This window comes from Stenotrophomonas pictorum JCM 9942 (assembly GCF_001310775.1).
Lineage (GTDB): Bacteria > Pseudomonadota > Gammaproteobacteria > Xanthomonadales > Xanthomonadaceae > Stenotrophomonas > Stenotrophomonas pictorum.
In genome coordinates this window covers 1-14,312 of record NZ_BAZI01000041.1, presented here as the reverse complement: position 1 = coordinate 14,312, position 14,312 = coordinate 1, and the positions used below count along the sequence as shown (strand labels likewise).

Sequence of the window (14,312 nt, the reverse complement as noted above, 5' to 3'; positions counted from 1 at the left end):
GGTCAATGGCATACAGCAGGGGGGTGTCGCCGGTGCGGTGGCCAGCGGGTTGACGGCGGCGGCCCAGCAGTACGCTCCCCAGGTGGTTGCTTCGCAGCAGCAGGCCGCCGCGGCGCTGCGCCGGGTACTGGTACTCAATGAGCCGGTCAACCTGATGCAGGACCATTCCGGGCGCGGTGCGGTACTGCGGACGCTGCAGCCGGGCATGAGCCTGATCCTGACTGGCGGTACCCAGGGCGCGATGCTGGAAGCCCACGACCAGACGGGTGTGTACGGCTGGGTGCCGGCCAATACGCGTGGCACGGTACAGCCTTCGCACAACCAGTAATGAAACGATCCGGGAACCGGTCGCGGCGGCTGATCGTCGCGCTGCGGATTCCCGGAAACACCGGCCGCCTCACCCATGTCGTGGCATGGCTGGGGCGGACTGCCTATCCGGCACCGGCCCGGACAGCCGCTCCACCGGCGCATGCCGGTGGCACGGTGGCCTGTCGTCCGTCAGCACGGCGGCGTTCAGTGACGCGGTTCCCTGAATGTCCGCTTGCTGGATGGAATCTGAAAAAGCGCTGGGTTACGATCCGGGCGGACCTGCGGCACTTGCCTGATCCCGTATCAGCAAGGAACAGGATGTTGTTGCAAGGTTTCTAAACCAAAGGAACGCACCTCGAAAGGTGCAGGTAACGGGGAATCACGTAGATGCGTAATGTTTTTTCGCCGCTGGTTGCAGCGGCTCTCACGGCGGGTATTGCCGCCGCTCTCACCAGCCAGCCGGCTGACGCCGCCTTCAAGCAGAAGGGTACCCAGGCGCAGGAGCAGCGCAAGGCTGCCGCCGCCCAGATTCCCACCTGTCCGCGCCCGATCGGCACCTTGTCGGTGATCGAGCCGGAGGACGCCACCCACTGGTGGACCGGCCAGCAGCTGCCTGCGCCGTCGCGACTGATCAAAGCCTTCGTCAACCGTTCGCGCTGTTTCACCCTCGTGGACCGTGGTGCGGGCATGGCCGCCGGGCAGTTCGAGCGCGAGCTGGCTGCCAGCGGCGACCTGCGCGGCCGTTCCAACGTCGGCAAGGGCCAGGTCCGTGCCGCCGATTACGTGATGATCCCGGACCTGATCTCGCAGAACACCAATGCCGGCGGCAACGCCATCGGTGGCCTGCTGGGCGGGCTGATCGGAGGCAAGGCCGGTGCGATCGTCGGCGGCCTGAATTTCACCAGCAAGACCGCCGATGTGGTGCTGACCGTCACCGACGTGCGCTCCTCCGAGCAGGTGGCGATCGCCGAAGGTTCCGCACGCAAGAGTGACATGGGCTTCGGCGCCAGCGGCGGCCTGTTCGGTGGTGGTGGCCTGGGAGCGGCGGGGGTGGGCGGTTACGCCAACACCGAGATCGGCCAGGTGATCACCATGGCCTACCTGCAGGCCTACACGGACATCATCGCCCAGCTGGGGGGGCTGCCGGACAATGCTTCGGCGGCCGGTGCGCAGCAGGCGGTGACGGTCACCCGCGCCGGCCGGTTGCTGGCCAATGCCAAGGGCACCGGCGCGGCGGTGCGCTCGCTGGAGCCGGGCATGATGCTGTACCCCACCGGGGTGAAAGAAGGCGTCATGTGGGAAGTGGAGGATGAAATGGGCAACAAGGGCTGGGTGTCTTCCACCATGCTGGAACTGTCCAGGTAAGCGTCTGAAGCTGTACACAGCGAAGGGCCGCGCAAGCGGCCCTTCGCATTCAGGGGCGATGGCGGACTGCAGCCGGCCTTGGGTTTGACCGCCGGCGCCCCGATAATGGCGGGCATGGAAATCAAATCCGACAACCCTGAACACGGCTTCCAGTTCCCCGGCACCTTTGAGCTCAGTGCCATGGGCACGGCCGATACCGGTCTGGAGACCGAGCTGCCGCGGCTGCTGCAGCAACACGGCGTCGAGGTGCTCAGCGAGCGCATCAGCTGGAAGCATTCCTCCAACGGCAAGTATGTATCCGTGCGCATCAGCTTCAAGGCCGAAAGCCGCGAGCAGTACGATGCCGCGCATGAGGCGCTGCGTAACCACCCGGAAGTGAAGTGGACGCTGTAAACAGCGGCACCGGGCCGGCGGCTCGCGTGGCGGCGCGGACGGCCACGCTGCGTGATCTGGGCCGGCAGGGCTATGAGCCGGTCTGGCATGCGATGCAGCGCTTCACCGACGCCCGCGACGACAGCACCACCGACGAGCTGTGGCTGGTCGAGCATGATCCGGTGTTCACCCTGGGCCAGGCCGGCAAGGACGAGCACGTTCTGGCGCCAGGTGATATCCCGGTGCTGCATGTCGATCGGGGCGGTCAGGTGACCTATCACGGCCCCGGCCAGATCGTGGTCTACCCGCTGCTGGACTTGCGCCGGCTGGGTATCGGGGTGCGCGATTACGTGTGCCGCATCGAGCAGGCCATCATCGACACGCTGGATGAATGGAATATCGGTGCCGAACGCCTGGACGGTGCGCCCGGCGTGTATGTGGGCGGCGCCAAGGTGGCCGCGCTCGGCATTCGTGTGCGCCGTGGCTGCAGTTTTCACGGGCTGGCGCTGAATGTCGCGCTGGATCTGGAGCCGTTCCACCGCATCAATCCCTGTGGTTACGCCGGGATGCAGGTGACCTCGGTGCTAGACTTGGGTGGTCCGTCCGGGATCGATCCGGTCAAGCCGGTGCTGCTATCCCATCTGGCCCAGCAGTTCGGTCTTGAGCTGCGGCCCACTCCCGAACTGCCCGATCTGAACTTCGCGGCCTGAGGCCGCCGGTACCGCCATGACTGAATCCACTCCGCGCTCCATTCCCCTGCAGGTCGTGCAGGCCGACACTCCGTCCGCGCCGTTGCAAACGGGCGTCAAGCAGCTCGGTGGCGACAAGATCGGCCGCTCGCCGGTGCAGTTCGCCGATGCGCCGGTGCTGCGCAAGCCTTCCTGGATCCGCGTGCGCATTCCGTCGGGCAATGCCGTGGCCAACCTCAAGGCCAAGCTGCGCGAGAACCGTCTGGTGACGGTGTGCGAGGAAGCCAGCTGCCCGAACATCCACGAATGCTTCGGCCATGGCACCGCGACCTTCATGATCCTGGGCGAAGTCTGTACCCGCCGCTGCTCGTTCTGCGATGTGGCCCACGGCCGGCCCAAGCCGCCGGACGCCAGCGAACCGGCCAGCCTGGGCCAGACCGTGGCCGACATGGGCCTGAAGTACGTGGTGGTGACCAGTGTCGACCGCGACGACCTGCGCGACGGCGGTGCCCAGCACTTCGTCGACTGCATCAGTGCGATCCGCGCCAAGTCGCCGGGCACCCGTATCGAGGTACTGACTCCGGACTTCCGTGGCAAGGGCCGGATGGAGCGCGCGCTGGAAATCCTGGCGCAGAACCCGCCGGACGTGTTCAACCACAACATCGAGACCGTGCCGGACCTGTACCGCAACGTGCGTCCGGGTGCGGATTACCAGTGGTCGCTGACCCTGCTGAAGAACTTCAAGGCACAGCACCCGGATGTGCCGACCAAGTCCGGCATCATGCTCGGCCTGGGCGAGACCCTGGAGCAGGTGCAGGCCACGATGCGCGACCTGCGCGCGCACGACGTGGAGATGATCACCATCGGCCAGTACCTGCAGCCGACCGCGCATCACCACCCGGTGCTGCGTTACTGGACGCCGGAGGAATACAAGGCGTTCGAGGACTACGGCTACGAACTGGGCTTCACCCACGTCGCTTCCGGTCCGATGGTGCGTTCGTCCTACCACGCCGACCAGCAGGCGGCCGGGGCGGGCGTCGGCGTCTGATCGCCTCGCCATGATCCCGCGACGGCGGCATGCCGTCTGCGGGATCGCCGTGCCTGTGCCATGCGTGCCGGTACGGTTCACATTCTGCTACCGGGCAGCGGCTAGTCTGATCCGGCGCAGGGTGACAAGTGCAGAAACTTTCGGCACTGTCCGGGTGTCCGAACTGCGCGCAGTCTCCCCCTACCGTCTGGTGTCACGAGTATCTAGATGAACTATCGAGTCCCCGCCTTTTTGCTGGCTTTGGCGCTGACGGCGCCGGCCGCGTTGCTGGCGCGTGCCGACACGCCGGCGCTGCCTTCCACGGCGACCGTCGATCAGGCGACCACCTCCAAGCTGGTGTACGGACTGCTCTCGGACAGCCGCTACGCCTATCGCCCGCGTCCGCTGGATGCGGCGACCTCGCAGGACGTGTTCAAGCGTTATCTGGAATCGCTGGACGGGGGCAAGCAGTTCTTCACCCGCGAGGACGTGGAGCGCTTTGCGCCGTTGGCTGCCAATACGGGAACGGCGATCCGCAGCGGTGAGCTCGACCCGGCCTTCCAGGTGTTCGCGGTGTACCGCCAGCGGGTGGCCGATCGCGTGGCCTACGCGCGCGGGCTGCTCAAGCGCGAGCCGGATTTCACCCTGGAAGAGCGCTTTGAATACGACCGCAAGGAGGTGCCCTGGAGCACGTCGGCGGAGCTGGACGAGCTGTGGCGCAAGTCGGTCAAGAACGACTGGCTGCGGCTGAAGCTGGCCGGCAAGTCGGCCGCCGATATCCGCAAGACCTTGGACAAGCGTTACGCCACGCTGCTCAAGGGCATCAACGAGTCGAAGAACGAGGACGTGTTCTCGCTCTACCTCAACGCCTACACCCGCGCGGTGGACCCGCATACCGATTACTTCACCCCGCGCACTGCGGAGAACTTCAACCAGGCCATGTCGCTGTCGCTGGAAGGCATCGGCGCGCAGCTGCAGCGTCAGGACGATGTGGTGGTGATCCGCGAAGTGGTGCCCGGTGGCCCGGTGGCGATGGATGGCACGCTCAAGCCCGGTGACCGCATCGTCGGCGTGGGCCAGGGCAAGTCCGGCCCGCTGGAAGATGTGATCGGCTGGCGCATCGACGACGTGGTGGCCAAGATCCGCGGTGCCAAGGACACCCAGGTACGGCTGGAATACATTCCCGCCGCCGAGGGACTGGATGGCAAGCACCGCATGGTGACGCTGACCCGGCAGAAGATCCGCCTGTCCGAACAGGCCGCCAAGGGCGAGACGATGACCATTCCGGGCGCTGCCGGCGAGCCGGAGCGTCGCATCGGCATCGTCAAGCTGCCCACGTTCTACCAGGACTTCGAAGGCCGCCGTCGCAACGCGACCGATTACGCCTCGGCCACGCGCGATGTGGCCAAGCTGCTGGCCGGTTTCAAGGCCGACAAGCTCGATGGCGTGGTGCTGGACCTGCGCAACAACGGCGGGGGTTCGCTGGATGAGGCCATCGAACTGACCGGTCTGTTCATCGAACAGGGCCCGGTGGTGCAGGTGCGTGAATCGGGCGGCCGCGTCACTGTCAACAGCGACCGCAACCCGGCGGTGGCCTGGGACGGCCCGCTGGCGGTGCTGATCAACCGTGGCTCGGCCTCGGCCTCGGAGATTTTCGCCGGTGCCATCCAGGATTACGGCCGCGGTCTGGTGATCGGTGAGACCACCTTCGGCAAGGGCACCGTGCAGAACGTGGTGCCGCTGGACCGTTGGCCGGCCAGCGAGAAAGAGCGCTTCGGCCAGGTCAAGCTGACCATCGCCCAGTTCTTCCGTGTCAGCGGCTCTTCCACCCAGCACAAGGGTGTGGTGCCGGACCTGGCGTTCCCGGCCAGTGTCGATGCCAGCGAATTCGGCGAGAGCACCTACGACAACGCGCTGCCTTGGACCCGCATCGCCGCGGTGCCGCACACCCAGTACGGCAATTTCGCGCCGATCCTGCCGCGGCTGGAAACCCGCCATGCCGAACGCGTGCGTAGCGACCGCGAGTTCCAGTGGTGGGAAGAGGATGTGCAGCAGTTCCGCACCGAGGCCGCCAAGAAGTACATCTCGCTCAACGAGGCCGAGCGCCGCGCCGAGCGGGAAAAGCAGGATGCCCAGCGCAAGCAGCGCCAGCAGATCCGCAAGGAGTTGGGCCTGCCGCTGGATCCGCTGGCCGAGGACAGCACCGATGACGGTCTGACCGGCAACGAGCGCGACATCGTCAAGGATGCTGAGCGCGAGAAGGCTGCCGAGAAGCGCCCGGATCCGTTGCTGAGGGAGTCGGCCGCGATCCTGGCCGACGCCCTGAATCTCCTGGAAAAGGACCGTCCGCTGTCGGCGCAGGTGCTGCCGCAGTCCAGTGGCCCAGGACGCTGGGCCGACTGATCTTCCTGTGTGCCGGGCGCAGTGCCAGTACCGGTGCGCTGTAAATGACGCCGTCAACGTCCTGCGACGTTGGCGGCGTTATGCTGAGTGCCTTCGGTAAACGAGGAGCGCCCATGCCTGGCTGCCGGTTGCATCTGCTGGTCGGAACCGTCTCGCTGGCGTTTGCCGCATGTGGCGGCAAGGTTGCCGACAGCACGGTGCTGCGCGAGTCGTTCGATTCGGGTGACACCTATTCGCGCAATCTCGAGGTGGCGCCGGCCCAGGCCTGCGAGGCTGCTCGTCGCGCGCTGCTCAGCCAAGGTTATGCGGTCACCCGCGCCGATGCGGGCAGTGTCGAAGGCAGCAAGAATTTCCAGCCCAAGGACGAAGTGCACGAGCAGCTGTTGCTGCGGGTGTCGTGCGTGGGCCGCGCCGATGGCCGCGCGCAAGTATTCGCCAGTGCGGTGCAGGAGCGCTATGCGCTGAAGAAATCACCGACCTCGGCCAGCGTCGGTGTCGGTGCGGTGGGTTCGGTGTCCGTGCCGTTTGGCAGCAATGACGATTCGCTGGTGCGCGTGGCCAGCCGCACCGTGCAGGATGCGCTGTTCTATCGCAATTTCTTCGGCCGCCTGCAGCAGTATGTGGAGGAGGTGGCCGCGCCACAGATACCCGACGGGGTGGCCCGGTGAGCCATCACCGCGGCCGGATATGGCAGGCCGCGGCGTGCGGATTGGTGTTGTGCGCCGTGTCTGGCTGGCCGCTCGCCGCACAGGCGCGTGCCGGTTGCGGCATTGCGCTGCTGCAGGAGCTGGGCTGGCGGATCACGCCGACGTCCGCAGCGGAGCCGCAGGTGCTGGCTGGCCGACCGTGCGAGCGGGGATTGGTGATGGAGGCGCAGCGCCTGGGCGATCTGCAGGTACATATTCCCGCCCGCTACAGTGCCAGCCAGCGCGAGCAGTTCGCCGCGGGATTGCTGCAGAGTCCCGCCAGCGTCTGCGCCTATGCGTTCCGGCTCGGTGATGCGGCACGCACCGCCACGACACGGCTGCAGGCCAATACGAACTACCGCTTTTCCGCATTGCAGCTGGGCTGGATCGGCTTCGGGGTGGGCGGCGCGCGGGCGCAGGGGTGGCAGCGCTTCCGCAGCTTCGGCCGGGGGTATGCACCGTGGCCGGCAATGCGCGCGCGATGGATGCCTTCTACCGCGGCAGCGTGCGTTCCGAATGCGGAGTCGGGCGGCAGATCGCCCAGCTGGCCACCCAGCGCGAGTTGTATGGCGATGTATTGTTCGACCGCGAGTTCACGGCCGCGGAGCTTTCGATCGGCACGTTCCTGACTTTGCACGATACGCAGAGCATCCTGCTCGGCAGCAGTGCCGGCGAGCTGTTCGCCGATGGCAAGGCGGTGCGCACCTCGGCGCGGGGGCGCCAGGCGTTCATGGCGGTGCCGGGGTTCATCGAGCATGTGTTCGAGCGCAGGTTTCTGGATGACATCAACAACCAGGCCGAGAACTTCATCATCACCGATCTCAGTGCAGCGGCCGCACAGGCGCTGGCGCGGCATGGCGGATTTGCCCACTACGACCGCGTCAACCGGCAGATATGGCAGCTTTCACAACAGATGCCGGGAAGTGGGTGGCGTCGTTTTGAACGTCTGTTGCATGAGCGCGATCCGGCACTGCGTGCCGCGCTGCCGGCGGAACAACAGGCGGTGCTGGCCCGGATCGATGCGCTGCTGGCCGATCCGGTGTACCGGGAGTTGCTGATCTACGTACATCCCAAAGGCGTCAAGCCGCTTGGCTACCATATCGTGCGCCTGCTGGATCGCAATCCACGTACACCTTTCAGCATCGATCTGGCATTGCACAATGTGCATTCCACGCTCTATCAGCGCTGGATCGGCGCCCGGCTGCGCGAGTGCGGCAATGAAATGTCTTTCAGCACAAGATGAGGTGCGGCGTGCAACTGGGAATGATCGGTCTGGGGCGCATGGGCGCCAACATGGCGCAGCGGCTGCATCGCGCGGGTATCCATGTGCAGGGCTTTGATCCCGCGGCCCAAGCCCGGGAGCAGGTATCGGCTGCCGGTATTGCCACCAGCGACACGTTGCAGGATCTGGTTCACGCAATACCCGCGCCCCGGCGGCTGTGGCTGATGGTGCCGTCCACGGTGGTGGATGCAACGCTGGGTGCGTTATTGCCGCTGCTATCGAACGGAGACGTGGTGATCGATGGCGGCAACTCCTGGTACAAGCAGTCGCAAGCGCGCGCGGCCCGCTGCGGTGAGCGTGGGGTCGCCTTCGTCGATTGCGGCACCAGCGGCGGCATCTGGGGGCGGGAGGAGGGCTACTGCCTGATGGTGGGCGGCGATGTCGGCACGGTGGCCGGACTGGCGCCACTTTTCAGGGCGCTGGCGCCGGCCATGGACCGGGGCTGGGCGCACGTTGGACCGGTGGGTGCCGGACACTTCTGCAAGATGGTCCACAACGGCATCGAGTACGGAATGATGCAGGCCTATGCCGAAGGCTTTGCCTTGATGGAAAAGAAGGCCGAGTTCGAACTGGATCTGGCCCAAGTGACCGAGCTGTGGCGCCATGGCAGCGTGGTGCGCTCCTGGTTGCTGGATCTCGGTGCCGACGCGCTGCGGGATAATCCCACGTTGGCGGGGATCGCCCCTTATGTCGAGGATTCGGGGGAAGCCCGTTGGGCAGTGGCCGAGGCGATCGATCTGGAGGTGCCGGCGCCGGTGATCACCCTGTCGTTGCAGGAGCGCTTGCGCTCACGTCAGCGCAATTCCTTCACCGACCGGATGCTGGCGACGATGCGCCGTCAGTTCGGTGGTCACGCGATCAGGAAGACAGATGCATAGCGATGGGGGCATCAGATGGGTACAGGCCGGCGGAGCAGCGCTGCGATGAACAAGACAACGCGGGGGTTCGTGCTGGGCCTTGTCTGCACACTGCTGGTGGATGCCGCGATCGCGCAGCCAGCCAGCGGGACAGATGCCGTGCCAACGCCTCCGGCCGATGCATCCACGGCATCGGGTGATGCGTGGATTTCCACCCGGATCAAAGCCGCGCTGGTCCCGCTGGTGCGTGAGCGTCGTGCCCAAATCGCGGTCGAGGTATCGCAGGGGCGTGTTGTGCTGGCGGGAACCGTGGAAGGGGAGCTGACCCGGCAGCAGATCATCGCGTTGTGCATGCAGACCCGCGGCGTTGCCACGGTCGATGCTTCCGCACTGAAAATCACGGGATTTGCCATGCCGCGTTGAACGTCGCATGAAGCCGGACGCGGCGTTCACTCCGCGGGTAAATCATGCAATGCTTCGGCGGCAGGTATCCGGGGCAGGAGAGTTCAAGCCTGCTCCACGCAGGTGATAGACCTACCCGGCTGTTTGTAACGGCCAGCAATGCAAGGGGAGATGATGCTGTCAAGGTTCACCGATGATGGTTGGGATCGCTGGCGATTGATCGGCCTGGGCCTGGCGGCCTTCCTGATCATCGTGGTTCCAGCACTTACCATGCGGCAGCTGTCGCGTGAAAGCGTCAATGCCGCCAACTGGGTTGCCCATACCCAGGCGGTGGGCGCGCGCCTGTACAACCTGCAGGCCGATATCCGCGATGTGGAGTCGGCGGCACTGACCCTGTCCAAGGGTATCCAGTCTCCAGCCCTGGATGAGCGTCTGCAGAGGATGGACCGCATGCAGGCCACCATGCAGGAGCTGGCCGAGCTGGTCAAAGACAGTCCGGAACAGCTGGTACGCATGGGCCGCATCGAGTCGATGCTCGAGCGCCGCATGGAGCTGGCCAAGGAAGTGGCACAAAGTCCTGATTCCCCGCACCAGCGGGCGATGATCGAGGAGATGACGTTCCGCTATCCCATCCGCATGCTCGTGGAGGAACTGCAGCAGCACGAGGAAAAACTGCTGGCCGACCGCGCCGCCACCGCCGAACGACGGCAGCGTGTGTCGTCGATCGTCTCGTGGAGCGCGCTGGTGGTGCAGCTGCTTTTGCTGAGCCTGGTGTTGTGGCTGCTCAAGCGCCAGATAGGCGGCCGTGCCGAGGCGGAGTTGCGCCTGATCAAGGCCAGCGCCCGCGCCAACTCGGTGCTGCAGACCGTCCGCGAGCCGATCGTGCTGCTGGATCACGAACAGCGGGTGGTGCTGCACAATACCGCGTTTTCAGAGCTGTACAGCGTCAACCACGAGGACATCAACCAGCGGCCGCTGCAATCGATCGGAGATGGAGTGTGGGCCGATGCGATCATCCGCCAGCGGTTGGCGGACGTGCTGTTGCGTGGACGCGAGTTGTGGGATTTCGAGCACGAGCAGCGCAGCATCGATGGCATGGTGAGAACCATGCTGATCAATGCCCGGCGCATGCCCTTGCCGGATGCGGACGATGAAGTGGTGCTGATGACCGTCAGTGACATCACCTTGCAGCGCGCCGTGCAGGTGCGGGTGGAGGAGCTCAACCGCCAGCTGGAAGGCAAGGTCGAGCAGATGGCCGAGGTCAATCGCGAGCTGGAGGCGTTCAGCTACTCGGTATCACACGATCTGCGTGCACCGTTGCGGCATGTGGCCGGATTCGCCGACAAGCTCGGACGCCATCTGGGCGACGGCGCCGACGAGAAGACGCGCCACTATCTGGAGGTGATCACCGGTTCGGCGCAACGGATGGCGGCGCTGATCGATGACCTCCTGGTCTACTCGCGCCTGGGGCGCGGTGCGATGCGGATGCAGACGGTGGATATGCAGTCGCTGGTGGACGATACCCGCTCGTTGCTGGATTCCAATCTCAAGGCCGAGGAGCCGGAGAATGGTGCCCACCGCGAGATCGAGTGGAAGATCGGACCGCTGCCGGTGCTGATCGCCGACGAGAACATGATGCGGCAGGTGTGGTTGAACCTGCTGGGCAATGCGGTCAAATACACTGCCGGTCGCGACAAAGCGGTGATCGAGGTGACGTCCCGGGCACTTGCCGACGGCGGTCAGCAGTTCTCCGTGCGTGATAATGGCACCGGCTTCGACATGCAGTACGCCGGCAAGCTGTTCGGGGTGTTCCAGCGGCTGCACAAGGCCAGCGACTACCCGGGTACCGGCATCGGGCTGGCCAGCGTGCGCCGGGTGCTGATGCGCCATGGCGGGCGCATCTGGGCCGAGGCCGAGACCGACAAGGGCGCAACGTTCCATTTCATTATTCCCCCGCAAGCGCCTGAGGCGCACAGTTGAAGGTTGTGACATGAATCCACTCCGTACGATCCTGATTGCCGAAGACAGTTCCGCTGACGCCGAGATGGCGATCGACGCTTTGCGTGATGCGCGCCTGGCCAATCCCATCGTCCATGTGGAAGACGGCGTGGAAGCGCTGGATTTCCTGCTGCGCCGTGGCGCCTTTGCGGGCCGCGAGGATGGATTGCCGGCGGTGTTGCTGCTGGATATCAAGATGCCGCGTATGGATGGCCTGGAAGTGCTGCAGCGCATCCGCGCCGAGGAAGAGCTGAAACGGCTGCCGGTGGTGATCCTTTCGTCCTCGCGCGAGGAAAGTGATCTGGCCCGCAGCTGGGATCTGGGCGTGAACGCTATATGGTCAAGCCTGTCGACGTCGACCAGTTCTTCAGCGCGGTCAAGACGATCGGTACCTTCTGGGCGGTGATCAACCAGGCCCCCGAGCTGGAGTGACGGCAGATGCCAAATATGGGAGCTCCGTTGGGCCCGCTGCGGATCCTGCTGGTGGAGGATTCGCAGGAAGACGCAGAGTTGCTGTGCGACCAGATTCTGGACGCCGGGCTGGAGGCGCGTTTCCAACGCGTTGACAGCGAGCAGGATCTGCTGGACGCGTTGGCGGAGGAAGCGCCGGATATCGTGCTGTCGGATCTGAGCATGCCGGGTTTTTCCGGCTATCAGGCGCTGCGGATCGTGCGTGAGCTGCATCCACAGACTCCCTTCATTTTTGTTTCCGGCACCATGGGTGAGGAAACCGCAGTGGAAGCACTGCATAACGGCGCCAACGACTACATCATCAAGCACCTCCCGGCCCGGCTTCCTTCCGCGGTCGCACGCGCCATCCGTGATGCGCGCAGTGCGCAGGAGCGCGCGCGCGTCGAGGAGGAGCTGATGCGTGCGCAGCGTCTGGAAAGCCTGGCGCTGCTGGCGGCGGGCTTGAGCCATGATCTGCGCAATATCCTGCAGCCGCTGCTGATCGTGCCGGATCTGATCCGTGACCGCAGCGATGATCCCAAGGTGATCCGCTTGGCGGATGTGATCGCCGAATGCGGGCGTCGCGGTCATGAGATGGCCGAGTCGATGCTGTCTTTCGTGCGCGGTTCGCGGCAGCCCAGCGAATCGGTCGGAATGTCGCGCCTGTTCCAGGCGGTGGGAATGCTGCTCAAAAGCAATATTCCCGCGTCGGTCGAGCTGCATCTGGAGGTGGCCGACGAACGTCTGGCGGTGGAGGCCAACTACACGGAGCTGCAGCAGGTGCTGCTCAATCTGTGTCTGAACGCGATCCAGGCCATGCCCAATGGCGGGCAGTTGCGGCTGGTTGCCGAGCGCGCGTTTGATCCGGTGGCAGGCGAACAACTGTGCATCCGCGTGCAGGACCAGGGCGTGGGCATGGATGAAGCGACGCTGCAACGGCTTTTCACTCCATTTTTCACCACCAAGAGCACGGGCACCGGCCTGGGTCTGATTTCATGCCGGCGCATCGTCGAGGGCCTGGGAGGCGTGATCAGCGTCCAGAGCGTGCCCGGACAGGGCACTTGCTTTGATCTGCTGCTGCCGCTGAGTGCGGAGCTGGCGGCCGATGACGGGGAGCGGCCGGCCGCGATTCCGGGCGGACGCGGGCAGCGTGTACTGATCGTTGATGACGAAGCGGTACGGCTGTCGTTGCTGGGCAACGCGCTTTCCAGTCAGGGCTACCGCTTGCGTCTGGCCGCGGATGGCGCCGCGGCGCTGCGGCACCTGCAGCAGGCAGGATTGCCGGATGTGCTGCTGGTCGATGCGGGCATCCCGCTGCTGTCGGCCGGCCAGCTGCTGGCTGAAATGCACGGCATGGGTTTCCATGGCCCGGCCATCGTGCTGGAAGAGGCCGGTGAGCGGGTTTTCGATCAGATACCTCCGCCGCCGGGCATCCGGGTGCACACCCTGCCCAAGCCGCTGGAAATGCAGCGGGTGTTCCGCGCGGTGGCCGATGCCCTTGGCGTCAGCTGAGTTCTGCTGGCGTCAGTACCATGATTTGTCCGACGCCAGCGTCGGCATTGCTTCACTGCTGCCCTATCATGTGCGCTCCGATTCCACGCGGCCTTGATGATGGTGCCAACCACCACGGCAGTGCCGCAGGCAAGTGACAACCGATGACCACCGTGCTCTTGAGCCTGGGCAGCAATCTGCGGCCGCAACACTATCTGCATCTGGCGGTGGAAGTGCTGCGCGGGCGTTTTAGTCCGCTGCGCGTGTCCCCGGCCTATCGCACCCCCGCGGTCGGCTTTGACGGGCCGGATTTCCTCAACAACGCGGTTATGCTGGAAACGCAGATGCCCTTGTTGGAGCTGGACCAGTGGCTGCATGCGGTGGAGGATGCCCACGGGCGTGACCGCAGCGGCCCGCGCTTCAGTGACCGTACGCTGGATATCGACGTGGTGTATTACGGCGATCTGGTGGTGGAAGGACCGGGCCATCTGCGCATTCCGCGGCCCGAGCTCAAGCACGCGTTCGTGCTCAAGCCGTTGGCCGATATCGCCCCGGATTTCGTTGATCCCGTGCGCCACCAGACCCTGCGTCAGATGTGGCAGGCCCACCCGCAATACGGCCAGGCCTTCGACGTCGTCGAACTGGAAGCCTGAGCCGGCTCAGGTCAGCGTGCGGCCGCCATCCAGTCGCAGGGTCTGCCCGGTGATGTAACCGGCATCGTCGAGCAGCCAGCGCACCGCCGAGGCGATTTCGTGCGGCGTGCCCAGACGGTCCAGCGGCGTACGCTCCATCAGCTTCTGTTTGGCTGCCTCACTCTTGCCCTGTTCCGGCCAGAGGATGGCGCCGGGCGCGATCGCATTGACCCGCACGTGCGGGGCCAGTTCCAGCGCCAGCGTGCGGGTGGTCATTTCCAGTGCCGCCTTGGCCGCGCTGTAGGCGGGGTGGTCGCGCAGCGGCTGGGTGGCGTGCAGATCGGTCAGG

The 14,312-nt window shown here is 65.4% G+C and carries 13 protein-coding genes and 2 pseudogenes; 14 read left to right on the top strand and 1 reads right to left on the bottom strand.

Annotation, left to right across the window (positions count from 1 at the left end):
- The 14 genes and pseudogenes from JCM9942_RS04255 to folK form a co-directional block, all read left to right on the top strand.
- A partial coding sequence (locus tag JCM9942_RS04255) for a hypothetical protein (RefSeq protein ID WP_425478307.1) occupies positions 1 to 328 on the top strand: 328 nt, incomplete at its 5' end.
- 368 nt (positions 329 to 696) lie between these two features.
- Positions 697 to 1,674, top strand: coding sequence for a CsgG/HfaB family protein (locus tag JCM9942_RS04250; protein ID WP_054657866.1), 978 nt, complete (start codon positions 697 to 699; stop codon positions 1,672 to 1,674).
- 114 nt (positions 1,675 to 1,788) lie between these two features.
- Positions 1,789 to 2,067 (top strand): DUF493 family protein, encoded by a 279-nt coding sequence (locus JCM9942_RS04245; protein WP_054657872.1) that lies wholly within the window; start codon positions 1,789 to 1,791, stop codon positions 2,065 to 2,067.
- 26 nt (positions 2,068 to 2,093) lie between these two features.
- Positions 2,094 to 2,756: a lipoyl(octanoyl) transferase LipB gene (lipB, locus tag JCM9942_RS04240; protein ID WP_089153131.1), complete on the top strand. Its 663-nt coding sequence runs from the start codon at positions 2,094 to 2,096 to the stop codon at positions 2,754 to 2,756.
- Between the two features lie 16 nt (positions 2,757 to 2,772).
- Positions 2,773 to 3,783, top strand: coding sequence for a lipoyl synthase (gene lipA / locus JCM9942_RS04235; RefSeq protein ID WP_054657862.1), 1,011 nt, complete (start codon positions 2,773 to 2,775; stop codon positions 3,781 to 3,783).
- Between the two features lie 207 nt (positions 3,784 to 3,990).
- Positions 3,991 to 6,165 (top strand): carboxy terminal-processing peptidase, encoded by a 2,175-nt coding sequence (locus JCM9942_RS04230; protein WP_054657860.1) that lies wholly within the window; start codon positions 3,991 to 3,993, stop codon positions 6,163 to 6,165.
- 113 nt (positions 6,166 to 6,278) lie between these two features.
- Complete coding sequence (locus JCM9942_RS04225; protein WP_054657858.1) at positions 6,279 to 6,833, top strand: DUF2242 domain-containing protein; 555 nt, start codon at positions 6,279 to 6,281, stop codon at positions 6,831 to 6,833.
- Between the two features lie 41 nt (positions 6,834 to 6,874).
- Positions 6,875 to 8,094 (top strand): annotated as a pseudogene (locus JCM9942_RS18110) (hypothetical protein).
- Between the two features lie 8 nt (positions 8,095 to 8,102).
- Positions 8,103 to 9,011: a phosphogluconate dehydrogenase (NAD(+)-dependent, decarboxylating) gene (gnd, locus tag JCM9942_RS04215; RefSeq protein ID WP_054657870.1), complete on the top strand. Its 909-nt coding sequence runs from the start codon at positions 8,103 to 8,105 to the stop codon at positions 9,009 to 9,011.
- Positions 9,012 to 9,056: 45 nt separating this feature from the next.
- A complete protein-coding gene (locus JCM9942_RS04210; protein WP_054657854.1) occupies positions 9,057 to 9,413 on the top strand; it encodes a BON domain-containing protein in 357 nt (118 codons plus the stop codon).
- A 153-nt stretch (positions 9,414 to 9,566) separates the two neighbouring features.
- Positions 9,567 to 11,372 carry a sensor histidine kinase gene (locus tag JCM9942_RS04205; protein WP_054657868.1) on the top strand — a complete coding sequence of 602 codons (1,806 nt, stop codon included), beginning with the start codon at positions 9,567 to 9,569 and terminating at the stop codon, positions 11,370 to 11,372.
- Between the two features lie 10 nt (positions 11,373 to 11,382).
- A pseudogene (locus JCM9942_RS04200) lies at positions 11,383 to 11,822 on the top strand (response regulator).
- 6 nt (positions 11,823 to 11,828) lie between these two features.
- On the top strand, positions 11,829 to 13,352 hold the full coding sequence (locus JCM9942_RS04195; protein ID WP_054657852.1) for a response regulator: 1,524 nt from the start codon (positions 11,829 to 11,831) through the stop codon (positions 13,350 to 13,352).
- Positions 13,353 to 13,495: 143 nt separating this feature from the next.
- A complete protein-coding gene (folK, locus tag JCM9942_RS04190; RefSeq protein ID WP_054657850.1) occupies positions 13,496 to 13,984 on the top strand; it encodes a 2-amino-4-hydroxy-6-hydroxymethyldihydropteridine diphosphokinase in 489 nt (162 codons plus the stop codon).
- 6 nt (positions 13,985 to 13,990) lie between these two features.
- Here the strand turns inward: folK and JCM9942_RS04185 are convergent.
- The coding region (locus JCM9942_RS04185) for an SDR family oxidoreductase (RefSeq protein ID WP_157722762.1) at positions 13,991 to 14,312 on the bottom strand (322 nt) is incomplete at its 5' end.

What these genes read in the sequence shown, in the direction of transcription:
- JCM9942_RS04230 (WP_054657860.1), top strand. Translation starts at nt 3,991, where the DNA reads ATGAACTATCGAGTCCCCGCCTTTTTGCTGGCTTTGGCGCTGACGGCG.
- JCM9942_RS04245 (WP_054657872.1), top strand. Translation starts at nt 1,789, where the DNA reads ATGGAAATCAAATCCGACAACCCTGAACACGGCTTCCAGTTCCCCGGC.
- folK (WP_054657850.1), top strand. Translation starts at nt 13,496, where the DNA reads ATGACCACCGTGCTCTTGAGCCTGGGCAGCAATCTGCGGCCGCAACAC.
- lipA (WP_054657862.1), top strand. Translation starts at nt 2,773, where the DNA reads ATGACTGAATCCACTCCGCGCTCCATTCCCCTGCAGGTCGTGCAGGCC.
- JCM9942_RS04225 (WP_054657858.1), top strand. Translation starts at nt 6,279, where the DNA reads ATGCCTGGCTGCCGGTTGCATCTGCTGGTCGGAACCGTCTCGCTGGCG.
- JCM9942_RS04195 (WP_054657852.1), top strand. Translation starts at nt 11,829, where the DNA reads ATGCCAAATATGGGAGCTCCGTTGGGCCCGCTGCGGATCCTGCTGGTG.
- JCM9942_RS04205 (WP_054657868.1), top strand. Translation starts at nt 9,567, where the DNA reads ATGCTGTCAAGGTTCACCGATGATGGTTGGGATCGCTGGCGATTGATC.
- JCM9942_RS04250 (WP_054657866.1), top strand. Translation starts at nt 697, where the DNA reads ATGCGTAATGTTTTTTCGCCGCTGGTTGCAGCGGCTCTCACGGCGGGT.
- JCM9942_RS04210 (WP_054657854.1), top strand. Translation starts at nt 9,057, where the DNA reads ATGAACAAGACAACGCGGGGGTTCGTGCTGGGCCTTGTCTGCACACTG.